Genomic DNA, 12,498 nt, shown 5'->3' with positions numbered 1-12,498 from the left:
GACTCGGACTGGTCTCGATACTGGATACGATCAACCGGCTTAGCCGCATAGCTTGAACCGCCGTGTACGGAACCGTACGCACGGTGGTGTGAGAGGACGGCGGGTGTGAGCCCGCCTCCTACTCGATTGCGGCGACCAACGGCGTTATGCTGGGCGCCTGCCTAGGAGACTGAATACATGGCCTACGATTTTGATCTGTTCGTGATTGGCGCCGGGTCCGGCGGTGTGCGCGCGGCGCGCTTTGCTGCGGGCTTTGGCGCAAAAGTGGCGGTGGCTGAAAGTCGCTACCTTGGTGGCACCTGCGTCAACGTCGGGTGCGTGCCGAAAAAGCTGCTGGTGTACGGCGCGCACGTCGCCGACGAGCTGGAGCAAGCCGCAGGTTTTGGCTGGACCCTCGAAGAAGGGCATTTCGACTGGGGCACGCTGATTGCGAACAAGAACCGCGAAATCGAGCGCCTCAACGGCATCTACCGCAACTTGCTGGTCAACAGCGGGGTGACCCTGCTGCAGGGCCATGCGCGCATGACCGGTGCCAATGAAGTCGAAGTCGACGGCAAGTGCTACACCGCCGAACACATCCTGATTGCCACCGGTGGCTGGCCGCAGGTGCCGGACATTCCGGGCAAGGAACTGGCCATCACCTCCAACGAAGCCTTCTACCTCAAGGCGTTGCCACGCCGGGTGCTGGTGGTGGGTGGCGGCTACATCGCCGTCGAGTTCGCCGGGATCTTCCAGGGCCTGGGGGCTGCTACCACGCTGTTGTACCGTGGCGACCTGTTCCTGCGTGGGTTTGACGGTTCGGTGCGCACGCACCTCAAGGAAGAGCTGGAAAAGCGCGGCCTCGACCTGCAGTTCAATGCGGACATCCAGCGCATCGACAAGCTTGAGGACGGCAGCCTCAAGGCCACCCTCAAGGATGGTCGCGAGCTGCTGGCCGACTGTGTGTTCTACGCCACAGGCCGGCGCCCGATGCTGGACAACCTGGGCCTGGAAAACACCGGCGTCGAGCTGGATGCGCGCGGTTTCATCCGCGTCGATGAGCAGTACCAGACCACCGCGCCGTCGATCCTTGCCATTGGCGATGTGATCGGCCGTGTGCAGCTTACCCCGGTAGCCCTCGCCGAAGGCATGGCTGTGGCGCGGCGCCTGTTCAAGCCGGAGCAATATCGCCCGGTGGACTACCAGAACATCCCCACCGCAGTGTTCAGCCAGCCGCCAATCGGTACCGTGGGCCTGACCGAGGAGCAGGCGCTGGACGCTGGCCACAAGGTGCAGGTGTTCGAGAGTCGCTTCCGCGCCATGAAGCTGACCCTGACAGACATTCAGGAAAAAACCCTGATGAAGCTGGTGGTCGATGCCGAGACCGACAAGGTGCTGGGTTGCCACATGGTTGGCCCCGATGCCGGCGAGATCATCCAGGGCCTGGGCATTGCCCTGAAGGCGGGGGCGACCAAGCAGCAGTTCGACGAAACCATCGGCGTGCACCCGACGGCGGCAGAAGAGTTCGTAACCATGCGCACCGTGACCCGCTGATCACCCGGCGCAGATTCATGCTGCAGGAGCAGCCTTGTGCTGCGAAGAGGCCGACAGGGGAGCAGGTGGTCTGTTGCCATGCCGGCCTTTTCGCAGCACAAGGCTGATCCTGCCCGAGCGATGTCCGGCCATGGAGCCTGCGCAATCCTTTGCTCAGCCCATTCCCTTCTATTAATAAACCCCGGTTATAGCCAAAACCAATCACAAGCATGAGCTTTGCCAATGAGCCTTGAACGGGATGAACGGTTAGGATTCTTTCCATCAACTGATTCCAACCCCATGAAGGAGCGTCTCTCATGCCAATCATCAACAGCCAGGTCAAACCGTTCAACGCCACCGCCTACCACAAGGGCGAGTTCGTTCAGGTCAGCGAAGCCGACCTGAAAGGCAAGTGGTCCGTCGTGTTCTTCTACCCGGCCGACTTCACCTTCGTCTGCCCGACCGAACTGGGTGACCTTGCCGACAACTACGCCGAGTTCCAGAAGCTGGGCGTGGAAATCTACGGCGTGTCCACCGACACCCACTTCACCCACAAAGCCTGGCACGACACTTCGGACACCATCGGCAAGATCCAGTACCCGCTGATCGGTGACCCGACCCACGTTATCTCGCGCAACTTCGACGTGCTGATCGAAGAAGCCGGCCTGGCCGATCGCGGTACCTTCGTGATCAACCCGGAAGGCCAGATCAAGATCGTCGAACTGAACGACGGTGGTGTAGGCCGCGATGCTGCCGAGCTGCTGCGCAAAGTGAAGGCTGCCCAGTACGTTGCCGCTCACCCAGGCGAAGTGTGCCCGGCCAAGTGGAAAGAAGGCGAAGCCACCCTGGCGCCATCGCTGGACCTGGTCGGCAAGATCTAAGGCCATGTGCCAGTCGCGGGCGGTAGCCAGCCGCCAAAGCTGAAGTTTCTCCCGCCCCGTAAAAACGCCCGGGCGAACTCGCCTGGGCGTTTTTGTATCCGAGTTTTGAAAAAAGGAATCGCCCCGTATGTTGGACGCCACGCTTAAATCGCAACTGAAAACCTACCTGGAGCGGGTCACCCAGCCGATCGAGATCGTTGCCTCCCTCGACGACGGCGCGAAGTCCCGCGAATTGCATGACCTGCTGGTGGAAATTGCCAGCCTGTCTAGCCTGATTACCTTCAGCGCGGACGGCACCGACGCCCGTCGTCCCTCGTTCTCGCTGAGCCGCCCGGGTGCTGCCCTTGATGGCAGAAGCATCAGCCTGCGCTTCGCCGGCATCCCCATGGGCCACGAATTCACCTCGCTGGTGCTGGCGCTGCTGCAAGTCGGCGGCCACCCGTCCAAGGCCAGCGCCGAAGTGATCGAGCAGATCCAGGCGCTGGAAGGCGAATTCAACTTCGAAACCTACTTCTCGCTGTCGTGCCAGAACTGCCCGGACGTGGTCCAGGCGCTGAACCTGATGGCCGTGCTCAACCCCAACGTGCGCCACGTGGCCATCGACGGTGCGCTGTTCCAGGCAGAAGTGGAATCGCGCAAGATCATGGCGGTGCCGAGCATCTACCTGAATGGCGAAGTATTCGGCCAGGGCCGCATGGGCCTGGAAGAAATCCTCGGCAAGATCGACACCAGTGCCGGGGCTCGCCAGGCCGAGAAAATCAACGCCAAGGACGCGTTCGACGTGCTGGTGGTCGGCGGTGGCCCAGCGGGCGCGGCAGCTGCCATCTACGCCGCACGTAAAGGCATCCGTACCGGGGTTGCCGCCGAACGCTTCGGCGGCCAGGTACTCGATACCCTGGCCATCGAGAACTTCATTTCGGTGCAGGAAACCGAAGGGCCGAAGCTGGCCACGGCGCTGGAAGAGCACGTCAAGCAGTACGACGTGGACATCATGAACTTGCAGCGCGGCGAAGCGTTGATCCCGGCTACAGACGGCGGGCTGCACGAAGTGCGCCTGGCTGGCGGCGCTGCGCTCAGGGCCAAGACCGTGATCCTGGCCACTGGCGCGCGCTGGCGGGAAATGAACGTGCCCGGTGAGCAGGAGTACCGCGGCCGCGGCGTGGCCTACTGCCCGCACTGTGACGGCCCGCTGTTCAAGGGTAAGCGTGTGGCCGTGATTGGTGGCGGTAACTCGGGTGTGGAAGCGGCCATCGACCTGGCTGGTATCGTCGCCCAAGTGACGCTGATCGAGTTCGATAGCCAGCTGCGTGCCGATGCGGTCTTGCAACGCAAGTTGCACAGCCTGCCGAACGTGAAGGTGATCACCAGTGCGCTGACCAGCGAGGTGTTGGGCAATGGTGAGAAAGTGACCGGCCTGCGCTACAAGGATCGCACCACCGATCAACAACACGAGGTGGCGCTGGAAGGCATTTTCGTACAGATCGGCTTGCTGCCGAATACCGATTGGCTGAAGGGTACCGTCGAGCTATCGCCGCGTGGCGAGATCATCGTCGATGCCAAGGGCCAGACCAGTATTCCGGGTGTGTTTGCGGCAGGTGACGTGACCACTGTGCCGTACAAGCAGATTGTGATTGCGGTGGGTGAGGGGGCCAAGGCTTCGCTGGCGGCTTTCGATCACCTGATCCGGACGTCGGCGCCGGCGTAAGCCTGCACTGGCCCTCTCGCCGGCAAGCCAGCTCCCACAGGTGATCGCAGAATTCAGATCTGTGGTGCACTTGTGGGAGCTGGCTTGCCGGCGAGAGGGCCTTCGAAGGCTGAGGGTGTCTATGATTAGTGCAGACCCCTCAGGAATCACACCCATGACCCTGATCAGCCGCGAACCCTGGTGGCTAGTCCCTCCAAAGCCCGGCCAGCGAGAGCAGGACCTGCACTGGGGCTACCTCGAGATCTACGCCGACGGCCGCACCGTGTTCGTCGACCAGCGCCCCAGTGACCGGGAGCTGGCCGAGCGCAAGAGTTGTCGCAACTTCCCCGACCCCGAACCCTGATCGCTCAGCCGCCCAGTTCGGTCAGGCGTGCTTCGAGGGCTGCGATGCGCGCCTCAAGGGCTTCGATCCGCTCCTCCGCCACAGTGCCAGCGCTGCTGCGTGCACTGCCTTCGTGCTGGCGCGCGGCCAGAATCGCCTCGATTTCCGCCGGGTCGCCCAGGGCATGGGTGTAGCGGTCTTCGCGCTGGCCTGCCTGGCGTGGCAGGTGCACGGCAAGGTCGCGTGAGATCAGGCGCTCCAGCTGGTGCTGGATCTGTTCGGTGTCATCGAATTCGTGCAGGCGGTTGCTGCGGGTGAGCAGTTCGTTGAGGGTTTGCGGCCCACGCAGGAACATCAGGCCCATCAGTATCAGCTGCGCCGGCACCAGTTCCAGCGCTTTGTCCACCCGGTGTTCCCAGCGGTCGGCGCGGCTGCCCATCTGCAGACGGGTCATGCCCTGGCCTTCAAGGGCGCGCAGGGCCTGGCCGACCTGACCTTGGGTAAGGTTCATCACCGGCTCGCGGCTGGTCTTCTGGTTGCAGGCCAAAAGCAGGGCGTTGAGGGTCAGCGGGTAGCTTTCCGGGCTGGTGGCCTGCTTTTCGATCAGTGAGCCAAGGACCCGGATCTCGATGCTGCTGAAGCGGCCTTCACCTGCGGTTTCGTGTTCTGACATGGCCCTGTCTCATTACTGGGGAAAGGCCACTAGCCTAGGTAAAGCGCCAGGCTTAAGCAATCACTGGCATCATCGCCGGCAAGCCAGCCCCCACAGGACTGCATACGAGCTGAGGGCGATACGATCCATGTGGGAGCTGGCTTGCCAGCGAAAGGGCCGCAACGCGGCCCCGGCAATCTCAAGCGTTACGCTGTACTTCGGCTTGGCACGCCGCCGCGGTAAACAGCACATCAGTCGAAGAATTCAGCGCCGTTTCGGCCGAATCCTGCAGCACGCCGATGATGAAACCTACTGCCACCACCTGCATGGCAACCTCGCTGGGGATACCAAACAGGCTGCAGGCCAGTGGAATCAGCAGCAGCGAGCCACCGGCCACACCCGAGGCGCCGCAGGCGCACACCGCCGCCACCACGCTGAGCAGCACCGCAGTCGGCATGTCCACCGGAATGCCCAGGGTATGCACGGCCGCCAGGGTCAGCACGGTAATGGTGATCGCCGCACCGGCCATGTTGATGGTCGCGCCCAGTGGGATCGACACCGAGTAGGTATCTTCATGCAGCCCAAGACGCTGCGACAGCGCCAGGTTGACCGGGATGTTGGCCGCCGAGCTGCGGGTGAAGAATGCGGTGATGCCGCTTTCACGCAGGCACAGCAGGGTCAGCGGGTAGGGGTTGCGGCGGATTTTGCAGAACACGATCAGCGGGTTCATTACCAGCGCCACGAACAGCATGCAGCCAATCAGCACCGCCAGCAGGTGCAGGTAGCCGAGCAGGGCGTCCAGGCCCGACTGGGCCAGGGTGGAGCTGACCAGGCCGAAGATGCCCAGCGGTGCGAAGCGGATGACCACGCGCACGATCAACGTCACGCCATTGGACAGGTCCTCGACCACGGTACGGGTGGTTTCGCCAGCATGGCGCAGGGCCACGCCCAGGCCGATGGCCCAGGTCAGGATGCCGATGAAGTTGGCGTTCATCAGCGCATTGATCGGGTTGTCGACGGCGCTCAACACCAGGTTCTGCAGCACCTCGGCAATGCCCCCGGGGGCGCTCAACGAGGCATCGCCGGCGCTCAGCGCCAGGGTCGACGGAAACAGCATGCTGGCAACCACCGCTACCACTGCCGCCGCGAAGGTGCCCAGCAGGTACAGCCAGAGGATCGGACGGATATGGGTTTCCTGGCCATGGCGATGGTTGGCAATCGAGGCCATCACCAGGATGAACACCAGGACGGGCGCCACCGCCTTGAGCGCGCTGACGAACACTTTGCCGAGGAAGCCCAGGTCGTTGGCGACGGCGGGCGCAAGCAGGGCCAGGACAATACCGGCGAGCAGGCCGATGACGATCTGGGTCACCAGGCTGACGCGATTGAGAAGGTGGAGGACAGGGGTCATGTGCAGCGAGGTCTCGGAATCCGGAAAGGGCAGGACTTTACCATAGACCTCTGTAGGGCTGTTCCGGCCACTTCTCCATCAACGGCCCCTGATGGCTACCAATGAAACAGCTCCCGCCGCGCCCCCTCGGTAATCGCCACGATGCCCGGGTGCTTGACCTTGCGCTCCACCGAAATGGCATAGAACGACTCGTGCACGGCGTCGGTCTGCCCGACCAGTTGCACCCCATACTGGCGGCACACTTCATCGGCAATCACGCTGGGTGCCACGAATATACCGCTGCCCGACTGCCCGAATGCCTGCATCAAGGCGCTGTCATCGAACTCGCCGACAATCCTGGGCTGCACCTGCTGCTCGCCCAGCCAGCGCAGCAGGCGGCTGCGCACCACGGTTTCCTGGCCAGGGATGAGCAGTGGTGCGTCCTGCAAGCAGGCAGGGAAGGCGCCGGCATGACGCTGTGCCAGCGCGGGCGTGGCGAAGAAGCTCAGCCCGCACTCGCCCAGCTTCTGGCTGTAGCCCTTAATGTCCAGGTGGCTGGGCATGGGGCTGTCGGAGATAACCAGGTCCAGCCGCTGGATCGCCAGGTCACCCAGCAACCGTTCGAGCTTGTCTTCGCGGCAGTTGATGCGCAGCACGTCGTCCAGTTCCATGGTCGGGGCCAGCAGGCGATAGACGATGGACTTGGGCACCACGTCAGCCACCCCCACCCGGAACAGTATCTGCTCTTGTGGGCCAGCCCGCAGCATGGCCTCCAGTTCGCTGCCCAGCTGGAACATCTGCTCGGCATAGATCAGCGTCTGGCGCCCGGTTTCGGTCAGTTCCAGTTGCCGGCCCACGCGCTGGAACAGGTCCAGGCCGTAGGTGTGTTCGAACAGGCTGATCTGCCCGCTGATGGTTTGCGGGGTCAGGTTCAGTTGTTCGCTGGCGCGGGCGACGCTGCCGGTCTTGGCCACCGCCCAGAAATAGTGCAACTGCCGATAGTTGAGCATCGGAGCTTTTCCCGATTCGTAAAAGCCGAAGTATAACCGCTGAAAATACGAATTTTCCTGATGTATTGCGTTGGCTAGAATTCTCCACCATCAGGCGCCCTGTGCGCCGCCGGAATATCGACAAGCGAGGAACCCATGCTGCAATTCAAATCCATCGGCACGCCGCTGGTGCTAGCCTTGGCCCTGTTCACCCTGGCCGGTTGCGACCAGGCCGAGAAATCTGCCCAGCAGATGCTCGACCAGGCGGCGCAGTCGGCCAAACAGGCCATCGATGACACCAACAAGGCCGCCCAGCAAGCGTTGAACGAGGCTATCGGCACTGAAGGGCAGAAGCCCAAGGACGCCGAAAACAAAAAACAAGACACCCAGGAAATCTGACCCCAACCGCCGCTGCAGGACTTGAACAATGGAATACTTGCTGGAACTCGCCGCTAGCCCTACCGCCTGGGTCGCCCTGGCTACGCTGGTAGCCATGGAAGTCGTACTGGGCATCGACAACCTGATCTTCATCTCCATCCTGACCAACAAGCTGCCGGTGGAGTACCGCTCCAAGGCACGGCGTATCGGTATCAGCATGGCCCTGGTGATGCGCCTGGCCTTGCTCAGCACGGTGGCCTGGATCGTGCAGCTGACCGACCCGGTGTTCGAGGTGTTCGGCAATGCGTTCTCGTGGAAGGACGTGATCCTGATTGCTGGTGGCCTGTTCCTGCTGTGGAAGGCAACCAAGGAGATTCACGAAAACGTCGACCCGCATGGCGCCAAGGAAGAAGCCAAGGTGGGTTCGACAGTTACCCTGGGCTTTGCTGCGGCAATCTTCCAGATCCTGCTGCTGGACATTGTCTTCTCGGTCGACAGCATCATCACCGCCGTGGGCATGACCGAGCACCTGCCGATCATGATCATCGCCGTGATTACTGCGGTCATCGTGATGATGGTGGCTGCCGACCCGCTTGCCAACTTCATCAACGACAACCCGACCGTGGTCATGCTGGCGCTGGGCTTCCTGATCATGATCGGCATGACCCTGATCGCCGAAGGCTTTGGCGCCCATGTACCGAAAGGTTATGTGTATGCGGCCATGGCGTTCTCGACGGTGATCGAGATGCTCAACATCTTCGCCCGCCGGGCGCGCATGAAGCGCGAGGCGGCGGAAGGTTGATGTGAAAACGGGGCGCGTTGCGCCCCGTTTGCGGGCCTCGGGTAATGCTCAGATCAGTGCACTCCGGCATGCCGCCCCGTGCGGCGCACGGTTTGCGGCTTGGCCGGGGTTTGGGGTGGCAGGTGGTGGGCATGACGCCGCACGATACGCAGTACACCCCACAACATGGCGGCTGCGACGCTCAGCCACATACCCACCAGCATGAGGATTGCCAAGGTCAGGCTCATCTGTGCCTCCATCTCTACAGCAAGCGCTCGGGGATGCCAGCGCTCGCGTTCCAGACACAGCTTTAGTCTAGCTCGGCCCGTGTGACGTTCCATCGAATAAAGCCCTGCGCTTTGGTCCGATTCGCTTCAAGCGGCTGTCGGACTATACCCGCGCCGTCGTGGGACCTATGATCGGTGCCCAGAGCCGGGCGCTGCCTGCCTGGCGTTGGAACAAGCGAGTGTCCATGGAGCACGTTTCCTGCAAGTCGCCATTCACTGGCTCGCGGCGGTTGCTGCTGGCGTGCCTGATTGCGGTAACCCTGGCTGGCTGTGCCGGCACGCCTCCCGGCAATCTGAAGGGCCTTCCGCAACGGGTCGAGATCAGCAGCGTGCCCTTCTACCGTGGCAACGCCAACCACAGCGGCGCCATGGCCCTGGCGGCGGTGCTGTCGCAACAGGGCGCGCCGATCACCCCCGGGCTGCTGGACAAACCGCTGAACCTGCCCCAGGGCGCCGAAACACTGGACAGCGGCATCCCCCGCGTGGCGCGGGACTACGGCATGGTGGTGTACCCGTTGGACAAGCAGCTGGACGCGCTGTTGACCCAGGTAGCGGCGGGCAACCCGGTGTTGCTGCGTTATGAGGACGGTTCGGCCTGGTGGAGCGAGCCACGCTATGCCGTGCTGATCGGTTATGACCGCTACAAGCAGCGGGTGCTATTGCGCTCGGGCATGCACCGGCGGCAGGTGATGGCGTTCGATGATTTTGTCTCGGCGTGGGCCGAGCAGGGAAGTTGGGCGGTGCTGGTGCAGCCACCGCGCCAGTTGCCGGCCCAGGTCGACCGCCAGCGTTGGTTGCAGGCTGCGGATGAGCTGGCGCGGGCGGGGCAGGAGATTGCGGCAAAGCAGGCCGTGAACAGCCTGAACAAATAAGTGTGCCGCTGCCGGTACGCCAGTCAGTCAAGCAATTGCGGCCGCTTTGCAGCCCATCGCATTCAAGCCATGCTCCGTACCTGTGGGAGCATGGCTTGCCGGCGACGGGCTGCGCAGCAGCCCCATTAGCCTTTTCACGGCATTAGCCGCTACCGGCCTGCCTGCATCAGAAGCCCAGGCGATCGCGCAGGCTGTAGTACCAGGCACCGATGGCGCTGAACGGTACGCGCAGCATCTGGCCACCCGGGAACGGGTAGTGCGGCAGGCCGGCGAAGGCATCGAAACGCTCGGCCTGGCCACGCAGAGCCTCGGCCAGCACCTTGCCCGCCAGGTGGGTGTAGGTGACGCCGTGGCCCGAGCAGCCCTGGGAATAGTAGATATTGTCGCCGATACGGCCGACCTGCGGCAGGCGCGATAGCGTCAGCAAGAAGTTACCGGTCCAGGCGTAGTCGATTTTCACGTTCTTCAGCTGCGGGAACGCCTTGATCATCTTCGGACGGATGATCGCCTCGATGTTGGCCGGGTCACGCGCGCCGTATACCACGCCACCGCCGAAGATCAGGCGCTTGTCGCTGGTCAGGCGGTAGTAGTCGAGCAGGTAGTTGCAGTCCTCGACGCAGTAGTCCTGTGGCAGCAGCGTGCGCGCCAGTTCCTCGCCCAGTGGCTCGGTGGTGATCACCTGGGTGCCGCATGGCATCGACTTGGCGGCCAGCTCGGGTACCAGGTTGCCCAGGTAGGCGTTGCCGGCGACAATGATGAACTTGGCGCGGACCTTGCCCTGCGGGGTGTGTACGACCGGGTTGGCACCGCGCTCGATACGAATGGCCGGGGTTTGCTCATAGATGATGCCGCCCAGCGACTCGACCGCAGCGGCTTCGCCCAGTGCCAGGTTGAGCGGGTGGATGTGGCCGCCGCTCATGTCGAGCATGCCACCGATGTAGCTGTCGCAGGCAACCACTTCGCGGATGCGCTTCTGGTCCATCAGCTCCAGCTGATTATGGCCAAAGCGTTCCCACAGGCGTTTTTGCGACTCCAGGTGGCCCATCTGCTTGCTGGTGATCGCGGCGAATACGCCACCGTCTTTCAGGTCGCACTGAATGTTGTACTTGGCCACGCGCTCACGAATGATGCGCCCGCCTTCGAAAGCCATGTGGCCCAGCAGTTGAGCCTGCTGGGGGCCGACGGTGCGTTCGATGACGTCGATGTCGCGGCTGTAGCTGTTGACGATCTGGCCGCCGTTGCGGCCGGATGCGCCAAAGCCCACCTTGGCCGCTTCGACAATGCTCACCTTGAAGCCGTTTTCCAGCAGGAACAGCGCGCTGGACAGGCCGGTGTAGCCGGCACCGATGATACAGACATCGGTTTCCACCTCACCCTGCAGCGCCGGACGTGGCGGCACCGGGTTGGCCGAGGCGGCGTAGTAGGACTGGGGGTAGGGGGTGTTAGCCATGCTGCAGGAACCTCTGTGTTTTATATTTTTAACGAATGTACCGATGCTATCAATAATAATAAACACCCGCTAGTCGTCCGTTGAAAATCCTTTACTCGGCCCCGGGGCAGTACCTTTATATAAAGAGGTTAAGATTCAGTAGGTTAGCTCGAAAAAAAGTGTTGACAGGGTTTTTGGAATCAGTAGAATGCGCACCACACGACAGGCACATAGCTCAGTTGGTTAGAGCACCACCTTGACATGGTGGGGGTCGTTGGTTCGAGTCCAATTGTGCCTACCAAATCGAAGAAGGGGTGATCCGCAAGGGTCATCCCTTTTTTCATTGTCCCGTTTATCGGGCAATGCGACTGCGATTGAAGGGTGATGCGCTGGCAGTCGAAAGTTTTTGATTTTTCTGAAAAAAAAGCTTTACAGGTACGCATTCGATCACTAATATGCGCACCACACGACAGGCACATAGCTCAGTTGGTTAGAGCACCACCTTGACATGGTGGGGGTCGTTGGTTCGAGTCCAATTGTGCCTACCAAATCCGAAAAGGGCGATCAGAAATGATCGCCCTTTTTGCATGTGCGCTCGTAGCAGCGTGTAACCTTTGGTCGCGGTTTCCGGCACTGCCTGCATGCTAGAATCCGCCCCTTCGAATCTGGAGGTACACGCGTGCGCAAACTGGCTGTGGTAATGGCAGTGCTCGCCCTGGCGGGCTGTGAGAACGAGGTCGAAGGCGTACACAAGCAGGTGGCCGAACACCTGCACAACCCCAAGACGGCCAAGTTCGGCAACGTACGCATCGATACCCAGGGCACCATCTGCGGCCAGGTCCGCGGCAAGGATGATGCCGGGCAGTACGAGGCCTACCGCAGCTACGTGGCGATCAAACGCGATGGCCAGTACGACATCATTGTCGACGACAGCGGCAATAACTTGCGCATTCGCGAGATCTGCGGTGGTGCCGACCTGCAGCGGCGCGCCGACGCGCTGGCTGACCAGCCGGCCCCGCAAGGCTGGGATGTAGAAGTGGTCCAGGGCGCCAACATGGGCGCACTCAGCGACATGACCGCACGCCTGATCGAAAAGGGCATCCCGTCCTCGGTTGAGTACCGCAACGGCAAGCCGGTGGTGCTGATGGGGCCATTCCCTACCCGCGAAGAAGCGCAGGCGCGCAGGGACGAGGTAATGGCCAAACTGGGCACCGACTCGGTGGTCATCCAGCACGGCGTGGCACGCTGATTTCACGATCAATGTAGATAGTCTGCAGGTTCACCCGCTAATGCGACGGCG

At 62.1% G+C, this 12,498-nt stretch carries 13 protein-coding genes and 2 tRNA genes; 10 read left to right on the top strand and 5 right to left on the bottom strand.

The window, feature by feature from the left end:
• The first annotated feature begins 177 nt into the window (after positions 1 to 177).
• The 4 genes from gorA (at position 178) to HP547_RS20190 (ending at position 4,441) form a co-directional block, all read left to right on the top strand.
• Positions 178 to 1,533 carry a glutathione-disulfide reductase gene (gorA, locus tag HP547_RS20205; RefSeq protein ID WP_172287253.1) on the top strand — a complete coding sequence of 452 codons (1,356 nt, stop codon included), beginning with the start codon at positions 178 to 180 and terminating at the stop codon, positions 1,531 to 1,533.
• Between the two features lie 296 nt (positions 1,534 to 1,829).
• Positions 1,830 to 2,393, top strand: coding sequence for an alkyl hydroperoxide reductase subunit C (gene ahpC / locus HP547_RS20200; protein WP_004375926.1), 564 nt, complete (start codon positions 1,830 to 1,832; stop codon positions 2,391 to 2,393).
• A 127-nt stretch (positions 2,394 to 2,520) separates the two neighbouring features.
• Entirely contained in the window at positions 2,521 to 4,098 is a 1,578-nt protein-coding gene (gene ahpF, locus HP547_RS20195) for an alkyl hydroperoxide reductase subunit F (RefSeq protein ID WP_172287252.1), read from the top strand.
• A 154-nt stretch (positions 4,099 to 4,252) separates the two neighbouring features.
• On the top strand, positions 4,253 to 4,441 hold the full coding sequence (locus HP547_RS20190) for a hypothetical protein (protein WP_172231016.1): 189 nt from the start codon (positions 4,253 to 4,255) through the stop codon (positions 4,439 to 4,441).
• A gap of 4 nt (positions 4,442 to 4,445) precedes the next feature.
• On the opposite strand, the gene HP547_RS20185 is transcribed toward HP547_RS20190, so the two are convergent.
• From HP547_RS20185 to nhaR, 3 genes are all read right to left on the bottom strand, one after another.
• Positions 4,446 to 5,093 (bottom strand): YceH family protein, encoded by a 648-nt coding sequence (locus HP547_RS20185; protein WP_172287251.1) that lies wholly within the window; start codon positions 5,091 to 5,093, stop codon positions 4,446 to 4,448.
• Between the two features lie 178 nt (positions 5,094 to 5,271).
• On the bottom strand, positions 5,272 to 6,483 hold the full coding sequence (gene sstT, locus HP547_RS20180; protein WP_172231022.1) for a serine/threonine transporter SstT: 1,212 nt from the start codon (positions 6,481 to 6,483) through the stop codon (positions 5,272 to 5,274).
• A 95-nt stretch (positions 6,484 to 6,578) separates the two neighbouring features.
• Positions 6,579 to 7,472, bottom strand: coding sequence for a transcriptional activator NhaR (gene nhaR, locus HP547_RS20175; RefSeq protein WP_172231025.1), 894 nt, complete (start codon positions 7,470 to 7,472; stop codon positions 6,579 to 6,581).
• A 135-nt stretch (positions 7,473 to 7,607) separates the two neighbouring features.
• Here nhaR and HP547_RS20170 point away from each other — a divergent pair, with 135 nt between their 5' ends.
• Positions 7,608 to 7,850, top strand: coding sequence for a hypothetical protein (locus tag HP547_RS20170; protein WP_172231028.1), 243 nt, complete (start codon positions 7,608 to 7,610; stop codon positions 7,848 to 7,850).
• Between the two features lie 28 nt (positions 7,851 to 7,878).
• A complete protein-coding gene (locus HP547_RS20165; RefSeq protein ID WP_172287250.1) occupies positions 7,879 to 8,631 on the top strand; it encodes a TerC family protein in 753 nt (250 codons plus the stop codon).
• Between the two features lie 53 nt (positions 8,632 to 8,684).
• Here HP547_RS20165 and HP547_RS20160 read toward each other — a convergent pair whose 3' ends face one another.
• Entirely contained in the window at positions 8,685 to 8,858 is a 174-nt protein-coding gene (locus HP547_RS20160; protein WP_172232841.1) for a hypothetical protein, read from the bottom strand.
• A 167-nt stretch (positions 8,859 to 9,025) separates the two neighbouring features.
• On the opposite strand from HP547_RS20160, the gene HP547_RS20155 reads away from it, so the two are divergent.
• A complete protein-coding gene (locus HP547_RS20155) occupies positions 9,026 to 9,769 on the top strand; it encodes a peptidase C39 family protein (protein ID WP_172287249.1) in 744 nt (247 codons plus the stop codon).
• Positions 9,770 to 9,935: 166 nt separating this feature from the next.
• Here the strand turns inward: HP547_RS20155 and HP547_RS20150 are convergent, their stop codons facing one another.
• Positions 9,936 to 11,219 carry an FAD-binding oxidoreductase gene (locus tag HP547_RS20150; protein ID WP_172287248.1) on the bottom strand — a complete coding sequence of 428 codons (1,284 nt, stop codon included), beginning with the start codon at positions 11,217 to 11,219 and terminating at the stop codon, positions 9,936 to 9,938.
• A 203-nt stretch (positions 11,220 to 11,422) separates the two neighbouring features.
• Between HP547_RS20150 and HP547_RS20145 the strand changes: the two genes are divergently transcribed.
• The 3 genes from HP547_RS20145 (at position 11,423) to HP547_RS20135 (ending at position 12,447) form a co-directional block, all read left to right on the top strand.
• Positions 11,423 to 11,499, top strand: a tRNA-Val gene (locus tag HP547_RS20145).
• Between the two features lie 170 nt (positions 11,500 to 11,669).
• A tRNA-Val gene (locus HP547_RS20140) sits at positions 11,670 to 11,746 on the top strand.
• Positions 11,747 to 11,877: 131 nt separating this feature from the next.
• Positions 11,878 to 12,447, top strand: a complete 570-nt coding sequence (locus HP547_RS20135) for an SPOR domain-containing protein (protein WP_172230717.1) — start codon at positions 11,878 to 11,880, stop codon at positions 12,445 to 12,447.
• Positions 12,448 to 12,498 lie beyond the last annotated feature (51 nt).

This window comes from Pseudomonas sp. CM27 (assembly GCF_013179515.1).
Taxonomy (GTDB): domain Bacteria; phylum Pseudomonadota; class Gammaproteobacteria; order Pseudomonadales; family Pseudomonadaceae; genus Aquipseudomonas.
The sequence above is the reverse complement of the archived record's forward strand: the minus strand, read 5'-3'. Positions and strand labels throughout refer to the sequence as shown.

Excerpts from the sequence above, each read along its gene's own strand:
- gorA (WP_172287253.1), top strand. The coding sequence starts at position 178 with ATGGCCTACGATTTTGATCTGTTCGTGATTGGCGCCGGGTCCGGCGGT.
- ahpC (WP_004375926.1), top strand. The coding sequence starts at position 1,830 with ATGCCAATCATCAACAGCCAGGTCAAACCGTTCAACGCCACCGCCTAC.
- ahpF (WP_172287252.1), top strand. The coding sequence starts at position 2,521 with ATGTTGGACGCCACGCTTAAATCGCAACTGAAAACCTACCTGGAGCGG.
- HP547_RS20190 (WP_172231016.1), top strand. The coding sequence starts at position 4,253 with ATGACCCTGATCAGCCGCGAACCCTGGTGGCTAGTCCCTCCAAAGCCC.
- HP547_RS20185 (WP_172287251.1), bottom strand. The coding sequence starts at position 5,093 with ATGTCAGAACACGAAACCGCAGGTGAAGGCCGCTTCAGCAGCATCGAG.
- sstT (WP_172231022.1), bottom strand. The coding sequence starts at position 6,483 with ATGACCCCTGTCCTCCACCTTCTCAATCGCGTCAGCCTGGTGACCCAG.
- nhaR (WP_172231025.1), bottom strand. The coding sequence starts at position 7,472 with ATGCTCAACTATCGGCAGTTGCACTATTTCTGGGCGGTGGCCAAGACC.
- HP547_RS20170 (WP_172231028.1), top strand. The coding sequence starts at position 7,608 with ATGCTGCAATTCAAATCCATCGGCACGCCGCTGGTGCTAGCCTTGGCC.
- HP547_RS20165 (WP_172287250.1), top strand. The coding sequence starts at position 7,879 with ATGGAATACTTGCTGGAACTCGCCGCTAGCCCTACCGCCTGGGTCGCC.
- HP547_RS20160 (WP_172232841.1), bottom strand. The coding sequence starts at position 8,858 with ATGAGCCTGACCTTGGCAATCCTCATGCTGGTGGGTATGTGGCTGAGC.
- HP547_RS20155 (WP_172287249.1), top strand. The coding sequence starts at position 9,026 with ATGATCGGTGCCCAGAGCCGGGCGCTGCCTGCCTGGCGTTGGAACAAG.
- HP547_RS20150 (WP_172287248.1), bottom strand. The coding sequence starts at position 11,219 with ATGGCTAACACCCCCTACCCCCAGTCCTACTACGCCGCCTCGGCCAAC.